This is a genomic window from Microcystis sp. LE19-84.1B, from assembly GCF_027531875.1.
Lineage (GTDB): Bacteria > Cyanobacteriota > Cyanobacteriia > Cyanobacteriales > Microcystaceae > Microcystis > Microcystis panniformis.
Genome location: NZ_JAPZSR010000145.1, coordinates 1 through 19,249 on the forward strand (window position 1 = coordinate 1; position 19,249 = coordinate 19,249).

General features: G+C 41.7%; 15 protein-coding genes and 1 pseudogene. 11 read left to right on the plus strand and 5 right to left on the minus strand.

Features of this window, described 5'->3' with window-relative positions; translation table 11 throughout:
* Positions 1–269 precede the first annotated feature (269 nt).
* Positions 270–1,433, minus strand: coding sequence for an LptF/LptG family permease (locus tag O9324_RS09235; RefSeq protein WP_288140019.1), 1,164 nt, complete (start codon positions 1,431–1,433; stop codon positions 270–272).
* A 207-nt stretch (positions 1,434–1,640) separates the two neighbouring features.
* Here O9324_RS09235 and O9324_RS09240 point away from each other — a divergent pair, with 207 nt between their 5' ends.
* The 3 genes from O9324_RS09240 to O9324_RS09250 all read left to right on the plus strand — a co-directional run bounded on the left by O9324_RS09240 (position 1,641) and on the right by O9324_RS09250 (position 4,200).
* Positions 1,641–2,693, plus strand: coding sequence for a dipeptide epimerase (locus tag O9324_RS09240; RefSeq protein WP_288140020.1), 1,053 nt, complete (start codon positions 1,641–1,643; stop codon positions 2,691–2,693).
* A complete protein-coding gene (locus O9324_RS09245; protein ID WP_288140021.1) occupies positions 2,686–3,729 on the plus strand; it encodes an N-acetyltransferase DgcN family protein in 1,044 nt (347 codons plus the stop codon). Before O9324_RS09240 ends, O9324_RS09245 begins: the two co-directional genes overlap by 8 nt.
* 126 nt (positions 3,730–3,855) lie before the next feature.
* Entirely contained in the window at positions 3,856–4,200 is a 345-nt protein-coding gene (locus O9324_RS09250) for a hypothetical protein (RefSeq protein WP_185239493.1), read from the plus strand.
* Between the two features lie 346 nt (positions 4,201–4,546).
* On the opposite strand, the gene O9324_RS09255 is transcribed toward O9324_RS09250, so the two are convergent.
* From O9324_RS09255 to O9324_RS09265, 3 genes are all read right to left on the minus strand, one after another.
* A complete protein-coding gene (locus tag O9324_RS09255) occupies positions 4,547–5,554 on the minus strand; it encodes a DnaJ C-terminal domain-containing protein (protein WP_288140022.1) in 1,008 nt (335 codons plus the stop codon).
* Between the two features lie 204 nt (positions 5,555–5,758).
* Positions 5,759–6,409, minus strand: coding sequence for a TVP38/TMEM64 family protein (locus tag O9324_RS09260; protein ID WP_002768427.1), 651 nt, complete (start codon positions 6,407–6,409; stop codon positions 5,759–5,761).
* 79 nt (positions 6,410–6,488) lie between these two features.
* A complete protein-coding gene (locus tag O9324_RS09265; protein ID WP_288140023.1) occupies positions 6,489–8,864 on the minus strand; it encodes a glycogen debranching protein in 2,376 nt (791 codons plus the stop codon).
* 504 nt (positions 8,865–9,368) lie between these two features.
* On the opposite strand from O9324_RS09265, the gene O9324_RS09270 reads away from it, so the two are divergent.
* The 8 genes from O9324_RS09270 to O9324_RS09305 all read left to right on the plus strand — a co-directional run bounded on the left by O9324_RS09270 (position 9,369) and on the right by O9324_RS09305 (position 18,779).
* Positions 9,369–10,154 carry a chitinase gene (locus O9324_RS09270; RefSeq protein WP_288140024.1) on the plus strand — a complete coding sequence of 262 codons (786 nt, stop codon included), beginning with the start codon at positions 9,369–9,371 and terminating at the stop codon, positions 10,152–10,154.
* 224 nt (positions 10,155–10,378) lie between these two features.
* Positions 10,379–11,419, plus strand: a complete 1,041-nt coding sequence (locus O9324_RS09275) for a lipase family protein (RefSeq protein WP_288140025.1) — start codon at positions 10,379–10,381, stop codon at positions 11,417–11,419.
* Between the two features lie 179 nt (positions 11,420–11,598).
* Positions 11,599–13,023, plus strand: coding sequence for a phosphatidylinositol-specific phospholipase C domain-containing protein (locus O9324_RS09280; RefSeq protein WP_287232262.1), 1,425 nt, complete (start codon positions 11,599–11,601; stop codon positions 13,021–13,023).
* 179 nt (positions 13,024–13,202) lie between these two features.
* A complete protein-coding gene (locus tag O9324_RS09285; RefSeq protein ID WP_002801574.1) occupies positions 13,203–14,507 on the plus strand; it encodes a hypothetical protein in 1,305 nt (434 codons plus the stop codon).
* Positions 14,508–14,630: 123 nt separating this feature from the next.
* On the plus strand, positions 14,631–15,089 hold the full coding sequence (locus tag O9324_RS09290; protein WP_288140026.1) for a hypothetical protein: 459 nt from the start codon (positions 14,631–14,633) through the stop codon (positions 15,087–15,089).
* A 126-nt stretch (positions 15,090–15,215) separates the two neighbouring features.
* Entirely contained in the window at positions 15,216–16,481 is a 1,266-nt protein-coding gene (locus O9324_RS09295; protein WP_288140027.1) for a metal-dependent hydrolase family protein, read from the plus strand.
* Positions 16,481–17,503, plus strand: coding sequence for a CobW family GTP-binding protein (locus O9324_RS09300; protein WP_288140028.1), 1,023 nt, complete (start codon positions 16,481–16,483; stop codon positions 17,501–17,503). The genes O9324_RS09295 and O9324_RS09300 overlap by 1 nt, the downstream gene beginning before the upstream one ends.
* 271 nt (positions 17,504–17,774) lie before the next feature.
* A complete protein-coding gene (locus tag O9324_RS09305) occupies positions 17,775–18,779 on the plus strand; it encodes a hypothetical protein (protein ID WP_287107625.1) in 1,005 nt (334 codons plus the stop codon).
* A gap of 75 nt (positions 18,780–18,854) precedes the next feature.
* On the opposite strand, the pseudogene O9324_RS09310 reads toward O9324_RS09305, so the two are convergent.
* A pseudogene (locus tag O9324_RS09310) lies at positions 18,855–19,109 on the minus strand (IS4 family transposase); the annotation flags it as partial.
* Positions 19,110–19,249: the final 140 nt, after the last annotated feature.

The window sequence follows — 19,249 nt, forward strand, 5'->3', positions numbered from 1 at the left end:
CAACCAAAAGAAGTCAAGTTGTATCCCTAACAAGGGAACAGTCAAACTAGGAGCCGTGTGAGGTGAAAGTCTCATGCACGGTTCTGAATGGGAGGGGAGGTCGGTGACGACCTTCTCGACCCCTAATAGTATCATGATAACTTTAATTTAAGCTCTTGACATTCTTGGCGGGAAGTGCTGCCACAAGTGTTGAAGAAAAAGGGAAACATAGACTAAGAGGCCTGCTATAACTCTACGTCTCCTATCTTGACGAAAATTTTTAAAAAAGTCTAACCGTTAAGTCGCCATAATAACCACAGACCTAAACCAAAACCGAAAAAGTTAGGCAGCCAGGCAGCTAGGAAGGGGGAGAGGGTGGCAGTTAGTCCCAAGCTGCCCACTAAGAAGTTTAAGAGATAATAGAGGAAAACAATGGCGACACTGAGACCGAAACTGGTTCCCCGACTAATTCTTTGCGGTAGAGAACCCAAGGCACAGCCGATGGTGGCAAAGACGATACAGACAAAGGGAAAGGCGATTTTTTGCTGGATTCGCACTTGAAAAAACCTGACTCTCTTATCATCGCCACTGAGTTTGAGCAGTTGCACATATTCGATCGCCTGTGGTATGTTCATCTCGTAGGGATCGCGGCTTTGACGAGCAAAATCGAAAGCGGAGCGAGATAAAGCGATTTTTTCGGTTTTAAAGGGGATAACTTGGCTATAGGAGGCGTTAGGGGGGGTTAATTCATAGATAATGCCGTTAAAAAAGTCCCAGACGTTATCGACGGCATTCCAACGGGCCGAATCGGCGATAATAATTTGATTTAATTCTTGTTTTAGCCAACGGATAACGGTGACAGTTTTCATTTTTTCCCCGTCAAATTGTTCGGCATAAAATAAACTTCTTAAATTACGATTAATCGTACCATTTTCTAGGGTTTTTATTTCATAATCGGGATAATAAAAGTCTTTGTTTTTCCAAAAATTTGCTTCTTTATTAATTTTCTGCACTAAAATTTCTGTGGCTCGATAATTAGCATTAGGAACCACATATTCGTTTAATAAAAATGTCACCACTGTAACTATTAAACTCAGGCAAAAAGTCGGTATAAAAAGACGGTAAAGAGTGACTCCACAGCTTTGCAGGGCAACGGTTTCGCTATCACTACTTAAACGTCCGTAGGTGATTAAAGTAGCCAGCAAAAGAGAAACTGGCAGGGAATAAGTAACAAATTCTGGCACTTTTAACAGGAGAATTTCTAGGGCTGAGACAAGGGGTAGATTAGCATCAACTACCTGATTAGCTAAATCAGAAAGATTGCCGATCGCTACTCCCAAAGAGGCAAATAAACCAACACTAAATAAAAATGGGGGTAGTAGTTGGCTGATCAGATAGCGATCAATGAGGGCAATACCTCCATTTACCCAGTAAGAAATCTTTTTCTTAATCATTGATTTTGGTTAACTCACTCCTCTTTCATCCCATTTCCTAACCCGCAGCCGTCTTGCCTATACCTTCGGTTAGCCTATCATATTTTGTCTTTGACGAAAAACACCGCCAGAAGTTGTATGATTGCGGGGAGAGTGGACAGAAGTAAGGATTTGGGTGAGTGTAGATAATTTTTCTGTTCCTATTCCCCGATCATCCCTAGGTGAATTATGCTGCTAAACTGGCAAACTTTTACTATTCATAAACGAGTACCTTTAACGATTAGTCGCGGCACTACCAGCAAAAATACTAATATCTGGCTGCAAATTAGCGAGGAAAATATCGAAGGTTGGGGAGAGGCATCCCCTTTTGATATTACCAGCGAGGAGAAAAACCCCGATAAAATCCTGCAAGAATTAAACTCGATCGCTCCTATTTTACAATCTTTTCACCCCTGTCAACGCCAAGAAATTGAGAAAATTTTATGGCAAAATCAGATATCTTCGGCTACTCGTGCCGCTATTGACACGGCACTGCACGACTGGTTAGGCAAAAAAGCTAATTTACCTCTCTGGCAAATTTTTGGACTCGATCGCTCTTTGATTCCGCCGGTTTCTGTTACTATCGGTTTAAATTCTCCAGAAAATGTGGGGAAGAGGGTGTTAGATTGGCTAGAAATCGGCGATTTTAGCTTATTAAAAGTCAAATTAGGCTCACCGGACGGTATAGAAGCCGATCGAGCTATAATTCTGGCTATTAAAGAAATTGTCCCCCATTTGCCCCTAACTGTCGATGCTAATGGTGGTTGGAAATTGAGCGATGCGGTGAAAATGTGCCAATGGTTAGAGGAAAAAGGCGTTATTTATGTGGAACAACCCCTATCCGTGGGACAAGAACGAGATTTAATTGATTTATACCAAAAATCGCCCCTACCTATCTTCGTCGATGAAAGCTGTTTTTCTAGTCAAGATATCCCGAAACTGGCCGATCGAGTCCACGGCATTAATATTAAACTAATGAAAGCTGGTGGATTAGCCGAAGTACAGAGAATGATTCATATTGCCCAAGCTTGCCGACTGCAAATTATGTTCGGATGTTACTCTGATAGCAGTTTAGCCAATACTGCCCTAGCACATCTTGGCCCGCTTGTCAACTATCTTGACCTAGATAGTCATTTAAATTTACGCGATGATCCCTTTACGGGTTTAAGCTTGGAAAAGGGACGTTTACAACCAAATAATTTGCCCGGTTTGGGTGTTAGTTTACGGACAGAAGATGACTAATTATTTGACTCCTGACAAGAAAGTAGCGATTCTTCTCCACGAAGGAATCAAAGGAACTCGCGGCAAAACTGGGTTAAGTTATCTGCGTTACGGGAAAGCGCAGGTAGTGGCGATTATTGACGCAGAAAGCGCCGGCAGTACCTTAAAAGAAGTGGCCGGAATCGATCGCCCCTTGCCGATTGTTGCTAGTGTTAAGGAAGCTCTAACCTATCATCCCGATACCCTGTTAATTGGCATCGCACCCTCAGGAGGCATTTTACCACCGGATTGGCTAGAAGAAATCAAAGAGGGGGTAAAAGCAGGGTTATCCCTCGTTAATGGACTCCATACACCCCTAAAACCCCTTTTTTCTCAGCTTAAACCGGATCAATGGATTTGGGATATCCGTCTGGAACCCCAAGACTTAAAAATTGGGCAAGCGCGGGCGAAAAATTTAACCTGTCAGCGTATTCTAACGGTAGGCACGGATATGAGTGTGGGCAAAATGTCCACTAGCATCGAATTACACCGAGTTGCCCAAGAAAAAGGTCTAAAATCGCAATTTTTAGCCACTGGACAGGGGGGAATTATGATCGCGGGAAAAGGTGTACCCTTGGATGCGGTGCGCGTCGATTATGCTGCTGGTGCGATCGAGGCTTTGGTGTTAGAATCAGCGGAAAATAACGATATTCTGTTTATTGAGGGTCAAGGCTCGCTATTACACCCTGGATCCACTGCTACCTTGCCCTTAATGCGTGGCAGTCAACCAACGGGGTTAATTCTCGTCCATCGCGCTGGACAAATTCATATCAAAGATTTACCCGATATTCCCATCCCTCCCCTAACGGAAGTGATTAAACTCTGCGAAATGACTGCCAGCGCTGGGGGAAGTTTCGGGGAGGTGAAGGTAAAGGGGATTAGTTTAAATACTTTTCATCTTAGTCCGGAGGCGGCAGTTAAAGCTATAGAAACTGTGCAGGAGGAAACGGGGTTATTTTGTACTGATGTTGTCCGTTTTGGCGGTCAAGGGTTATTATCAGTGATCAGTGATCAGTAAACAGTAAACAGTGATCAGTTAATGACTCCTGTTATCCTAAAAACGGCGATAGATGGGGAGTTTTGCCTTGCTAAATCAGCAAATAGGGATAAAATCAAAACAAATTAGTTTTTCGGCGACCATATCATGTTAACCCCATCGGATAGTAAATTATCTAAGCAGCAGCAGATTCTCTCGGCTGTTTCCGAAGAGGAACTGCTTAAACAGCAACGCATTCAGGAAGTGCTATTGTTAATAGATAGTTTATTCCAAAGAGAGGAAGCGACTTTTAGGATTATCATCGACTGTCTTTACGATGTGGGTTCGTTAAATTTAATTAATAAAAAGTTTCATCGTCGTTACTTAAATTTTATTATGAAAGCGATCGCTCGTTTTTCTAAGCCTATATTCAGAATTTATGCTCTCTATTGGGTGAAAAAAAATAGCCCCAAATTAATTACTAATTGGTTGGCTAGTAAGGTTAAATTCTAGATCGATCCCCCCTTAATTCCCCCTTGATAAGGGGGGTGCCGATCCCCCCTTAATCCCCCCTTGATAAGGGGGGGAACTGACAATTTTTAACAGGTGCATCTCAATTTGGTCGAAATATCTAGATGACATTTTGGGCGCACGCAGTGCGCCCCTACCATTGGCGCAATAATATTATTGTAGGGGCGAATTGCATTCGCCCTCTTTGAACAACTTCTGCTGCTCACCTATAGGTGAGAGAAAATCAGAAATATTGAGATGCACCCATTTTTAACACCTACCTACCTATAAACCCCGGAGACAGTAATCAGCACCAAAAAAACTGTTTCGGCAAACCCTAGCTAGGGACTTAAATTTGCACCTGTCTGAGATGACGACGGGGATCGGTGGTACGCTGAGATTTAATTTTCTCGTATAATTCCCGTTCGATCGCCGTTAATTCTTTGGGAGTATCGATGACAATTTTGACTAATTGATCGCCGCGTTGTCCTTTATTATCGATCCAACCTTTGCCGCGTAAGCGTAGGGATTGACCGGAACGAATACCGGCGGGAATTTTTACCGTTACCAGGCCATCGGGGGTAGGAACTTCAATTGCTGTGCCTAAAACTGCCTCATCGGGAGTAATCGGGACTTCACAGGTTAAATTATCGCCTTCAAAAGTAAAGAAAGGATGGGGTTCTAATTCCACATCGAGAAATAGATCTCCCCGTTGTTTACTCAAGGGATCGATTAGTCCTTTACCCCGTACCCGGAGACGATTACCGGTTTTGGTTCCTGGGGGGATTTTGATATCGATCATTTCTCCGGCTAAATTAACCCGTTTTTGTACTCCTCGTAAAGCTTCCCCAAAACTCAGACGCAGTTTAGCGGTGGAGATACCAGAAGTGACGGATTGCGGTGGAGTACGAGCGCCGGCAAAGTCGTTAAAATTGCTAAAATCGCCAAATCCTCCCCCCGGAGTCCCGTAGGAATGGGAACCGGGGCGAGTACCGCCGGAGCGACCCATGCGACCGAGCAGTTCATTGATAAAATCATCAAAGGTGCTGTACTGGCTAAAGTCAAAACCGTCGGAACCGAAGTCAACCCCCGGATTACCACCAGGCCAATTCGATCGCCCGGACTGTTGCCAATATTGTCCAAATTGATCGTATTTTTGGCGTTTTTCGCTATCGGAGAGGACTTCGTAAGCTTCACTAATTTCTTTAAAACGTTCTTCGGCGCTTTTATCGTTAGGATTGCGATCGGGGTGATATTTGACGGCTAATTTGCGAAAAGCTTTTTTAATTTCTTCGGCGCTGGCAGTTTTACCTACTCCCAGAACGGCATAATAATCTTTATAATCTGCGGCAGGCATCGATACGCTATCTCCTTAGCAATGGGGATTCAGTCGGGATATTCCTAATCTAACTTAATTTTATCGTTGTCAGGCTTGAATCAGTGATCAGTGATCGGTGAACAGTAACCAGTAACCGGTGATCAGTGAAAATAAAGTGCCAAAGTTTTCACTTAACACTATCTACTTAAAACTCCAATCTGATAACTGATAACTGATCACTGATCACTGAAAGGGAAATTGCCGACGACGACGATACCAAGTTCCCACACCTACTAACAGAGCAATGAGGGTAAAAGCCACCATTAGGGGCAGTATATCGCCTTTTCCTAAAGATTTTAAACCCGCACCCATCATGACAAAGGGTAAAATTCCGGGGACAGTGCCTAATAAAGTACCGATGAAATAATCGCGAAAACGGATAGAAGTTAATCCCGCCACAAAGTTAACGATACCGTAGGGAATAATCGGTAATAGACGGATAGCAAACATATAAAATAGGCCGCCTTGCTGCATTTCTGCATCGATCGCTTGCCATTTTCCCTGAAATTTTTTGGCGGTATATTCCCGGCCAATAGTACGGGTAAAAGCAAAGGCAACTATAGCGGCCACCAAAGCGGCGATCGTTGTCCAAACTGTTCCCATAACTACCCCAAAGATTGCCCCACCACTGAGGTTTAAGGGGGTAGAAGGCAGAATTAAAATTGTCCCGATCGTATAGAGAATAATATACAAAATGGGGGCCATAATTCCCATTTGTTTTAACCAGATCTGTAATTGTTGGGAGTCGATACCACCGATTAGATAAACTCCCATCGCCGTGGCGATAATACAAATTATGGTTAGGATAATAACACTACTTTTAGTTTTAGACATTTAACGGCAATTTTGGGCTAAGTGCGGGTTGTAAAACATAAGATGCAGCAGGGGTTTATATTTCCCTATTGTCAAAAATTCAGTTAATCTCCTCGAGAACCACGATCGAAAAACCATTGACTTTATAGCGATCAGCAATTACTGCTCCTTGCTCCACAGACCAACAATTATAATTGGTTTCTGCCCAAGCTGCCGTGTCAATAAGTCTTACCCAACGATAATTATTGCCTGGGGAGGGAAGGCGAAAATCCACTGGCAGATGATACATATTAATTAACACCAAAAAATCGTGATCACCGACGGCACTACCATCAATTAAAAACCAAATACAGCGAGCATGGGCAGTTAAATCGCTAACCCCATCGGGTTTTTTAAATAAATAGGTGACACTATTGCCCGCATTGAGAACCATATCGCCATAGCGGCGCTGTTTGAGTGCTATATGATTGTTTCTTAAGTGAGCAATATAAGCGGCAAAAATAAATAAAGGATTGCGTTCTTCTTGATTAGTTCCCGTGCCAAAATTATTGTGATAAGTTTCCCGATAACCCGTGGGTAGTAGATGGGGTGAACGGGTGGCAATCATATCATAATTATTCCAAGTGGCCACACTATCAATATTGTAGGGATTATTATTACCATTTTGAGTGCGGCCAAATTCATCACCCCAGACAGTCATGGGAACACCGCGAGATAAAAATTGAATCGTCCAAAAGTTGCGTAATCTTTGGCGACGTAAGGCCTGATTACCGCCAGAATCCCAAGAATCGTTATTATTATTGCCGCCATCGGAAGGACCAAAAGGCCAGGGATTGAGGTTATTTTTATTGTTATAACTGACCAAATCCATCAGGGTAAAACCATCGTGGGCAACAATAAAACTGATCGATTTGTGTGGTCCGCCTTGGTCATGAAAATTGTGATAATCTCCGTTCACCTGTTCGATGAATTTAAAAGTATTACCATCTCCCTTGCAAAAACGCCGGATTGCATCGCGATAACGGCCATTCCACTCGCCCCAACCCGTTGGGAAATTACCTACTTCGTAACCCCAGATATCCCAAGCTTCGGCGATCATTTCAGCATCGTATTTCTTGCCTAATTGCTCGATCTTTTCTAGCAAAGGATGTTTAGGAAAGAATTGTTTTTGCTTGTGCCAATCTTCTCGTTCATGACTAGAAGGAGTTCGACCGAGGACAGGGGCCAGATCAAAACGAAAACCATCAACTCCCATGGTTTCTAACCAATAGGTGAGGGAATCAAGAACCAGATTACAGGTGACAATATGGGAAAAGTTTAATTGATTTCCGCAGCCAGTGGCCCCATCGACTAGATAATGTTCGTCGGTGAGTTGATAGTATTCCACCACATCAAAACCACCAAAACTAACAAATCCGGTGACATCGTTGCTGCCCCAATTGCCCCCTTCTCCGGTGTGATTATAGACCACATCAAGATAAACTTCCATACCTTGGTCGTGGAAAGCTTTGACCATGGCCTTAAATTCTCTGGTGGGTCCCCCGGGGGAGCGATCATAAGCATAACGGCGATCGGGAGCGAAATAACCAAAGGTCATGTAACCCCAATAGTTACCGCCGGGGCGATCGTCGGGGTTATCATCGTTAGCGGTTTCTTGGACCGGTAAGAGTTCGATCGTGGTAAATCCTAGCGCTTTCAGGTATTTGGCCATATAACCGGCTCCCGCATAAGTTCCTCTGTACTGGTCGGGAACGTTGGCCACTTCCTCAAAACCTGTAATTCCCTTGAGAATGTTTTCTAAACGACTAGCGGAGGGGTGATTACTTAAACCGCGCACATGGGCCTCGTAAATGATCGCTTTTTCGGCCCCCAGACGGGGACGAGTACCGGTAGAAGTCCCATCCGGTGCGATCACAATGCCTTTGGGCGACCATTTACCCGTATCGTATTGCCGCCGGATCACTCCTTTGTAGTCCCCTTCTCCCGTGGCATAGATTCCAGCATTTTCTCCGGCTGCGATCATGGCCGGGGTTTCAAGGTCGTGGGAAAGTTCTCGCGCATAGGGATCGAAGAGGACTTTATTGGGGTTAAAACGATGGCCAAAATCGTCCACATCTGCCCGAAAACCGGCGTTACTGTGGCCTCTTTGCCATTTTTGATCAAATTGCCAATTGGGACCCCAACAGCGAAAAGCGTAGTAGCTGCCCTGGGCAATACCGGCGATTTTTGCCCGCCATATATCATCATTTGGGTTTTTTGTCAACCAGTAATCATACTTAGCGTTTTCTCCCGTCGGGCGATCGTAGATTTCCAGAAGAATCTGACTGGCATTTTTAGAATAGACGGCAAAGGTGACACTATCGCCCCGATAATGCGCTCCGAGGGGATAGGTGGCATCAGCCCAGAGATGGCTATCTAGGGGGGCATAATTACCAGATTGGGGATGATTTTGACCGATCTCACTCTCCGATTTCATAAGTTTAATAAATCTCAGATTATGACTGTCTAAAGTATAGATTTAGTATGCTCTTGAATGTAAATTTTTATGACGAGATTCAACGTTTCTGGGCTTAATCCATTGACTTAGTTGCTCAAATGGTTGAGGATGGGGGGGCTGACATAGGCATAACTTTTGGCTGCGGAACTTAAGCATCTCATAAAGTTGCTCCTCCCGACAATCCCCTATCTAATTATGAGAATCAGACAAGCTGGAATCCAAAAGGCAAACAAGTCAAGGTTTATACGCAATTTTCCGCCCGTGCAACCCTTGGCGATCAAGACTTGGCTAATTACTATACTTTAGACGTTCATAATACTTTAATTTACTCAATATTGAGGGGTCACTGACTAACAATTTATCTGATACTCTAACCCTATCTGATCAGGATTTAGACACAATGGAGGCTCAACTATCTTAGTTTTTTAGTCTTGATTAACTCAGCGATCACCATCGGAAAATCTGAACCAGGAAATAAACACCATGAAATTAGAAGACATCATTCAACAAAACCTCGTTAAACCCATTGATTCCTTAGCAGGAGACTCGGAACTTTGCCGAGAAGTTCAGACCCGTTTGCAAGTTTTCGGATTACTTGCTGCTCGTGGTGTTGATGGCATTTATGGACCCCAAACAAAACAAGCCTTTGAGCAATTCAAACAAAAAATCAAAGAAGGCGAATTGGATACCTTGGGAGCATCTTCGGCGAAATTTTTACTAGAACTTAAAGAATTACCAGGGGATAATAATTTAATCTCCAAAGCTCAAGCCGAATTTATCTATGGTAATGTCATTAGCGATGGACAATTAGCAGACCTCAATTCTTGCTTAAATCGCTTTGAAATTAACACTCACCCCCGAATGTGTCATTTTTTAAGCCAAACTGCCCATGAAAGTGGCGGCTTGAAATGGATGAAAGAACTCGGTAGCGGTGAGGAGTATAACGGACGGAAAGACCTGGGAAATATTTATCCAGGAGATGGTCCCAAATATAAGGGAGCAGGCGTTATTCAACTAACGGGACGCAGTAACTATCAAGCTTTTGCGAATTATATTCATGATCCGAAAGTGATGGATGGAGTTGACTATGTTAGTACCACCTATCCTTTTACCAGTGGCGGTTTTTGGTGGCATAACAATAACATGAATGCTCTTTGTGATCGCGGTGCAACAGTGGAAGAAATCACCCGACGAGTCAATGGTGGTCTTAACGGACTAGCTGATCGTCAAGCTTACTACGAAAAAGCGATCAAAGTTTTTCCTGTTTAGCAATGCTTGTCCTACATTTTCCGCCAATAGCTGTTCTGGTGCTAATTTTTACACCTCTAATGATAGGGTAAATTGGGGTCAACTTAATCAAGTTAAAAAGAGCGGTCATCCCTTTTTTGTGAAATTTGTTTTGTGACCAAACCATTAACAATTTTCTGGTGACTCAATTACCTGGATTTGTCTAAGATACGCCTAATCAATTCACAATCGGAGAAAATCTTGCCATGCCTACTTACGATCAACAACAAACGCTTTTCTGTCTTTCCATGTTCGCTAACATCAGTGATAGCGAGAAAGTTATTGCAGATTTAGCCGATCCTACGGTTCAAGCAAAAATTGGTCAATGGACGATTCTTTGGGGTCCTGTTATTTATTATCATGATCCTAAAAATCAGAACTGGGATAATATTATGTATGTGGCGAAGGGAGAAAATGCCGAAACCAATAACCCTCAATATGTAGTTGCGATCGCTGCTACGAATCCGAAATCGAGTTTTGACTGGTTACAGGAGGATGCTGCTACCCATAACATGGTTTCCTGGTCAACGCAATTCCCCGAACGCGGAAAAATTTCTCAAGGAACAAATACCGGAATTACTATTCTGCAAAACCTGAAAGATTCCTCTAACCGCTCTCTGTTAGAATTTTTGACCCAGGAAATTCCCAGCCAATCTGATCAACCTATTGAAATCATTACCACCGGCCATAGTTTAGGCGGAGCATTATCTCCAGTAATGGCATTATGGCTGTACGAAAATCAAGCAACTTGGAACCCGACTGGTAAACAAATCACCGTCAATACCCAATTTTCTGCGGGAGCAACCCCAGGGGATCAAACCTTTTCTGATTACTACGGAAATACGCAGCCAGGTCTCAATCAAAGCAGCCGCCTCTGGAATAGTTTGGATATTGTTCCCCATGCTTGGAATATTCAGCAATTACAGCAGATTCCTACCCTGTATCAATCTTGTAATATTCCTAAATCTTCGAGAATTGCACTATTAGTTAATAGTCAAATTCAAAAAGTGAAAAACTGTAATTATCTCGCGTTAAATCCCAGCACTTTTGCCATGAAAGGTCAATGTGGTGTTTTTTCTCAACCGCAACCAAACCCCCTGAAGCAATTTCTTCAAGAGGCCTATTTTCAGCATATCCAAGCTTATTTCAATCTTCTGGAAATTGACTGGCCGCTGACGGAAAATGTGGCTGATTCTCTCACGCTAACAGAGCAAGATTTAGATGATATTGCCACTAAGTTAAGCTAATTATTCTATCGCTAAACAGTCGGCAGTGGGAATCGGCACGACTGTAAATGGGGAGGAACAGAAAGGGCTAATATTTAAATTATTCACTTCTGACCTCTCAAGTAATTATCTTTAACTGTAACTCAATTAACGACTTTAAAAAGTCAACAATACTCATCTTCATCAAGGAGAAAATTATTATGGGTGCTGGATTTCACATACAAATTGTCAACGCTACGCCATATAACATCAATCAAGTAAAATCCCACAGTTACCAGATGGAGTGGGATCCATCTTCTCAGATTAGTCCTAATTCCTTTACTCAATTTTATGCTGAGTTTAAAGAAACAGTAGGTCATGACAGTATAGATGATGCGGGTGATGTTGAATATACCCTTGAGGAGGTAAGTAACTTTAACTTTACAATTAGTGCTAAAAAGAGTGGAGTTCACGGACTATCAACGCCTGTCCCCTCAGAAGCAGGTTATGGGGTTTTAGTTGAATGGCAAAATATTCCCAATGGTCTTTTTGTTTATCCTACTCCAGATACTACTAATACATCTGCTGTAGGATGGATTCATGATGGAGTAGTAACGATCGCCCTTGGTTATTTCCCTAGTAATACCCAAAACCCAATTAGTTCCTATCCAACCCCTGATTATGGCAGTGGCGGATTAGCAGATGATCAAAGTGTGTTACGTCCTTCCGTATTACACTGGGCTAATAATTGGATGGAATTATTTGCCCCTTGTATTCAAAACCTTTGTCTCAATGAGTTAACCCTGCCAGGCACTCACGATGCTTCAACTTATTGCGCTGGTAGTATTAGTCAAACGTGGGTACAAACTCAATACCAAAACATCAATCAGCAACTTAGTCAAGGTATTCGCGCCCTTGATCTCAGGTTAATGCTTAGTAGTGGCTCAGGGGATAATCAATTTGTTATGTGTCACGGGAGTTTTGCTCTCCCCCTGACTTTAGTAGATTTTCTCAATCAAGTAACGCAATTTTTAGCTGATAATCCCCAAGAATTTGTTATTCTTGACTTACATGATTTTGAGGGAAATTGGACAAGCCAAACCTATCAAGATTTATCTAATCTGATTATCAACACTATTGGACAGGATAAATTAATTCCGCCCTCTGGTATTTCTCAACCCTTAAAAGACCTTTGGCAAACTACTGGCCGAGTTGTAGTTGGTTCTCTCGAATTTCCTGATAGTATGTCTGATTGGTTAGCACAAAATACACCCTTTTGGAGCAGTTCTATTAAACAATATTGGTGTGGTACAAGTGTAACTCTTTGGTCAGACGTGCAGAGTTATTTACAACAACAAATTGACGCTATCAACCAACCTAATAATTTTCTCTGGTCATTAATGGCTCAGTATAATTATGAAGGTGCTTATGGAGTACCAGCTAATGTGCCTAAAGAACTCTCTAGCTTTTTCGCTGGTTTAAATGGCATCAAATCTAACATTATTGCCACTGATTGGTGGAATCGTGTCAATACTAGCACCGGACAACTAGAAACCACTGTCAATAATTTTTCTGCTCTCATTAATGGAGTCCCTTTAAACATTTTAAAAGGGTATCGACGGGCAAATAACTTACCCCTATGGTAACTGCCATTAGATAGGCGATCGCCCCTAATTGAGCCTAGTTATCCTAAATCTCTGATACAGTCGGCAGTGGGAATCGGCACGACTCTAAATGGGGAGGAACAGAAAGGGAAAATAATTAAATTATTTACTTCTGACCTCTCAAGTAATTCCCTTTAATTTCAACTCAAAAGGAGATAATCATGTCTTTTCCCTACACTCAATGTATTTCGGCAATCACTATTCCTGCTGGTGAATATAAGAACTATACTTTTGTCGTCGCTGCTTACCAAAGTGGGATCTCGGTTGGGCAATTTTCACCGAATCCAACCCCACCAAGTTATACTTTAGGGGGGGTGAGTAATCTTGATAATAATGGTGCCAGTACCACTGCTATTGAGTTTCTGCTTGATTACAGCAACACTGACTATTCACCACCTTACTATTTTGTTTACGGATCTGAAGACGAGAATATTTGGCTTAATAGCATTAATCCCGCTACTGGAGGCAGCCACTTCACAAGTAGTAATGTCACGACTCAGATCGCTTCGGAAAAACAACCCGATGCGCCAATTGCCAGACTTTTCTATTATTTCCCCGAAAGCCTTCTTTACGTGGCAGCGTCTAATGGCAACCTCTACTGGTATTCAGTCACTTGGTCTTCTGACGGCAAGCCGAGCTTGTCTTATGTGGGTTCAAACACATCTTATAACGGAGATGGAGATTATGAACCGTCTGGAGCGCCCATATCTCTGACCTTTTTCCCTGCGAACACGCTAACTAATTACGATTGTCTGTTACTCGGCGGTGTGAAAGAAGCTACGTGGGTTATGTTCAATGCTCAGAACCCATCTTCAACTCCTCACCTTTTCAGTTGTCCCACCGGGGCATTTGAAGGTACTGCAATTGCAACTGGTATTTGTAAAGGACCAGAGGGCATTTACTGGTCAACCGGATACAGTTTAAACTATATGGACTATGGGAACTATGGCTCCTTGAACTCTGTTATTTGGACAGTACCCAGTGACCAGGCCATTTTATCTTTGGCCTACTCACCAAACGCCGGTAATGCAGATCCGGGATATTATCCAAAGGGAGCAATCTTTATTGCCACGGCTCCGCCCGTCCCCTCTAATTCCTCTATGGGCAGTATCTGGGTTGTTGATGTCAGTAGTAACACGGTAGGCAATGCCGCCCAACAGGATGCAACCATCTCAGGGTCCCCTTGGGCGATCATTGCTGATGCCAATCTGAATTATATGTGTGCAACTGGTTCATGTGGTGTTTTCCTAAGTACCTTGGCAGCTTATAATCCAGAATCAAATATTCCTGAGAATGGAATGTTAGTACCAAATCAGGTGACTAGCGGTGTTGGGCATACCTGGATCAGTGATCTTGTTTCCGCCGCCGCGTTGGTTTTTGGCGTGGTGACAGAGGATCCCGTTGCTGTCGGTTGGGCAGTTGCAGGTATTGATGCTGAGGCAATCGATTCCCAAACGGGTTATTAAGCGAATAGGACGCTATAGTACCAGTTGGTTGGTGTGAGAAAAAAAAACAAACTTTCCTCAACCAACCTAACAATCTCTTGAATCAACAAAACTTAATCAAATATTCAAGGAGGTCATCAATTTATGGTTTTATACCGATGCAAAGAAAGCTATACCATCACCGTCAAAGATGAGGATGGATCTTTTTTATGGAATTTTAATAACTTTCCCTGCGATTTTGTCGGAGACAGACGGGGTGAAGCCGATATGGGAGCTATTCCTTTTGAGTTTAAACCCTACAATATACCTCTAGTGGTTGCCAATGCTAGATTATTTTCTGTCTTTGGTTTTGATGATCCCTCTTGGTTGGGAAGTCCCTTAGATATTCGTCTCTGCTTTGCGGATAAGAATGGGATGCAGTCGATTACTTTAATCCCCAATAAAACGGCGGGTTTTGATGTAATTGAAGACAGCGAACGTTGTAACATCCTTCGTCATGTCTATAATAGTCGTTCCTATTTTGAAATTCTGTTAGGTAGTACACAAGAAAAGGCGGATACAGATACCATTTGGCTACATACTATGAATGTCTATCAAGACTAACCATTACAGCGGATTCGCTAACTATCAACTTGAATTAGCCTATTCACACAGTAGAAGTCGAGAAAGCGATCGCCTACCGCAAGACTAAGAAAAACGCTGAAAAAATTAACAACAGGAGAAACAACTATGACTGGTACTAATTCCACTAGCCCAAATTATGTAATCGTAACCGATCAATATTGGGATGGTTTGGCTGATAATCCCCTTGGTGCCGCAGAAATTCGCGTCGAAAATGGGACTATTACTGCGATCGCCACAACAGTTGATCACAGCAACGCTCAAATTATTGAACTAAAAGGACACACCGTTACCCCCGGTTTCATTGATTGTCATGTTCATATCACCTTCTGTGAAGGAGATCCTACAATTCCAGAAAATCCTTATATGGTGACAGTGCCATTAATGACCCTTTATAGCTTAAATCCCCTGAAAACACTGTTAATGAACGGTTTTACTACTGTACGGGAAGTGGGTTGTCCCGATCCAGAATTTATTACCGTCGATCTCAAAAAAGCGATCGCCAAAGGCTGGATTATTGGACCAGATCTATTGGTAGCACCTCACCTGATTTCAGCCCAAGGAGGACATGGTGATTTTACCTCTTTAGTTGCTTTTCAGTTCAGACCAGAAAAATTTGAAGTAGCAGACGGAACAACAGAAATTATCCGCATAGTACGGGAAGAAATTCGCTCAGGAGCAGATTGGATTAAATTCTGTGCCACAGGGGGTTTTAGCTCTCCTACGGATGATCCGAGTCAAACCACTTATTCCCAAGAGGAGATGAATATTCTGGTTAGTACCGCCAAAGATTTCGGTATTTCTGCTTGTCCTCACGCTTATGGAGGGGAAGGGGTTCAACGTGCTGTTAATGCCGGGGTACGTTCCATTGAACATGGTAATCTTGCCAGTTCCGAGACTTTGCAATTGATGGAACAGAAAGGAGTTTATCTGGTACCAACTCAATACACTGTTTTAGAAAAAGCTCGCAATGCTAATAATCCTGAATATTGGCAAAATCGTTCTTCTTGGCAACACGCTAAATATCAAAAATATGCCTCTCAACTGATTGCTTGTGCTGATAATTTAGCTAAAAGTAACGTTAAGATTGCTTTTGGTACTGATGCAGGAACTTTTCCCCATATAGATAACTGGAAAGAGTTTCCAGCGATGGTTCAAAATGGTATTACTCCTTTACGCGCTTTAAAAGCAGCAACTACTGTAGCGGCTGAATTATTAATGCAGCCGAATATTGGTGCGTTAGCGGTGGGGAAATTTGCTGATATTATCGCTATGCCGGGTAATCCTTTTGAGGATATTAATGTTACTGGTCAAGTTGATTTTGTCATGAAACGGGGAGTCATCTATAAACAACCATCGGGAGGACAAGCATAATGGTTTTGTCATCAAATCTCTGGAAGACACCAGTAACACTGCTGACGGGTTTTTTAGGTGCTGGTAAAACTACTTTACTTAACTGCATTCTTAAGGGTAAAAGTGATCGCCGTTTTGGCATACTGGTCAATGATTTTGGTAGTCTTAATATTGATCAGATGTTAATTAAAAATAGAGACGATGATCTAATCACTCTTGAGGGAGGTTGTGTTTGTTGTAATTTACAAAATAATCTGGTTAATTCTCTTCCCAAAATTCTAGCTCTCCATCCAGATCAGATATTAATTGAAGCCAGTGGAATTGCTAACCCTTATACCCTGTTACAAACCCTAAAGCGTCCAGTTTTAAGTAGAATAATTCGCTTAGAAAGCATTATTACCCTAGTTGATGCGACCTATCTACCCCAAATTTGTGAACCATCTGGAAAAATTAACTATCAAGATTTGCTAATTGATCAAATTTCAGCTGCTGATATTGTGGTTCTCAATAAAATTGATTTGATTGATGAAAAAGCACAAATTAATGCTAGTCAAATTATCCAAAAAATAGCACCCTGGGCGCGTTTGTTAAAAGGGAGTTATGGGGATGTTTCCCTAGATTTATTATTAGGATTTAGGGACTCATTTCCTGTTCGTTCTGTATCTAGTCAATTAAAATCTAATTCCTCGGATAACTTTCATACTTGGAGTTATGAAAGTGTTCGCCCTTTTCAGTTACTAACCCTGGGAAAAATATTAGGGAAATTACCCGTAACTGTATTGCGAGCCAAGGGTATTTTATCTACTGTTGAATATCCCAATAAAAGAGTAATTTTGCAACAAGTGGGGCCGAGAATTACCTTAGAAATAGGCGAGGAATGGGGTAATAATCCACCCTTTACCCAATTGGTGTTAATTAGCACGGAGTCAATTAATGCAAATGTATTACAAAATCAATTAGATAGCTGTTTAAGAGTAGAGGATTTTGAGGTAAATTCAAAAACTCAAACTAAGAATAATTTTATTTTAAGTAACGAGATATAACATATATATCACAATTATCCAGGGTCAAACTTTTTATTAATGTGACAACGAGAAAGTGGCTATAAAGTTATCAAAAAACTGGCTTTAAAACCTCCCCTTTCTAGGGGGACTTTATGTTAGAATTTTAGTAATCTAGAAAACCCACCCTATCATAGAGAAAATCCGGCAACGGATTGACCCTGAGCGTAGCCGAAGGGTCAACGTCGAGTAAGGGGAAGCTGGAGAGATAGCCTTTTCATTCTATTAATCAATCTAAAAAGTCCCCAAAAATATGATAACTTCCACTTCAGTAAAAAAAAATGACGATGTTAACGCCTTAAATGCCGATATTCGGGAAGTTTTATTAGAGGTTTTGCCGATAATTTCTCCTGAATTACAACTAGAAATCGCTAACTTAGTTCAACAGATTCATCATCTGAATTATTTGATTTATAAAAAAAGTAATAGCTGGAAAATTGGTTGGTTTATTTTTAACAATGATCCAACTAAATTTATTTTGTTATTAGAGGAAATTAAATATATATTGCTCATGGCAAAAACCAATAAAGTCGGAGTTGATGCTATTCGAGGATTCAGAATTAATCTAGAAAAGGAAATTAATAATAGTCGCTATTTTTTATGGGGACATATTTTAAATGGATTTAGTTCTATCTATTCTGTAAGATCAGTCCCATTCAAAATATTTTTAGGCTTATCTATGACAACTTTTTTATCTATTATTGCCCTGAAGTTTTCTGCTGAAGAAATTTACATATTTGATGCTAATTTACATCAAAAATCCTCTCAAGAGGAGGCACTTATTTCAAAACCATTACCTCAAGCAAACTCCCCAGTACCCATTCCTTCTAGTAGTTATTCAGAACAGTTAAAATCATCGAGTGATACGATAAATCCTAATCGGCATATATTTTATGGTTTAGTTTATGCGGCAACAGCAGGAGTGTTGGGAAGTGTTGCGAGTATTTTACTCAGAATTATCGACTTTACAGACAAAAAATATGACGACCCCCTCATTCCTCTTTTTATTGGTTTGTTTAGACCCTTAATTGGTCTAATTTTCGGTATTTTTATCTTTAGTTTAATTAGCTCAAATACGTTGATTAAAATTGATTTCCTGATTGCCCAGGATCAAAATTCTTCTAGTTTAATAACCAACAAAGCCCGTCAGGATTTATTTATCTTTTCCTGTGCTTTTTTAGTGGGATTTAGTGAAAGATTTGCCTCAGATTTACTGAAAAAAACTGAATCGGGATTAATTGAAGAAAAAGAAAAATAATGTTATTGGCTAAATTATAGGGACTTTTGCGGATTCAAGACATACAATAACAGCAGTGGGCAAAATAATTGCGGAGATCAAGAAAGTAACCGTTCGCATCCGTTCATCGCTGTTTGAGTTGCCTTTTTTCTTCTTGAGCATCCACCAGAGAATGGGTATCGCTACCCCTTGATGGACAATGCCGACTGTGAGGATGTTGTAGTGATGACTACCAAATGACCAATTGGTGCGGTCAATACTCAATACCCAGGGTTGAGGGATATGGAGCCACTGGACTACAATGGGAGCTATTTGAGGGTAATCTCTCTCGAAGTCCCCAAACAAGCGTTGTCATCGGAAATTTTGGGTCTGAAACCCCGCCGTTCTAGGTTGGCTTTACGTTAGAATTAAAAGGCCAGTCTCGAAAACCAAGTGGACGGCGCAGCACCTTGAAAACTCGGCTTAGGGGGTTCCGACCAGAAAAGCTTGGC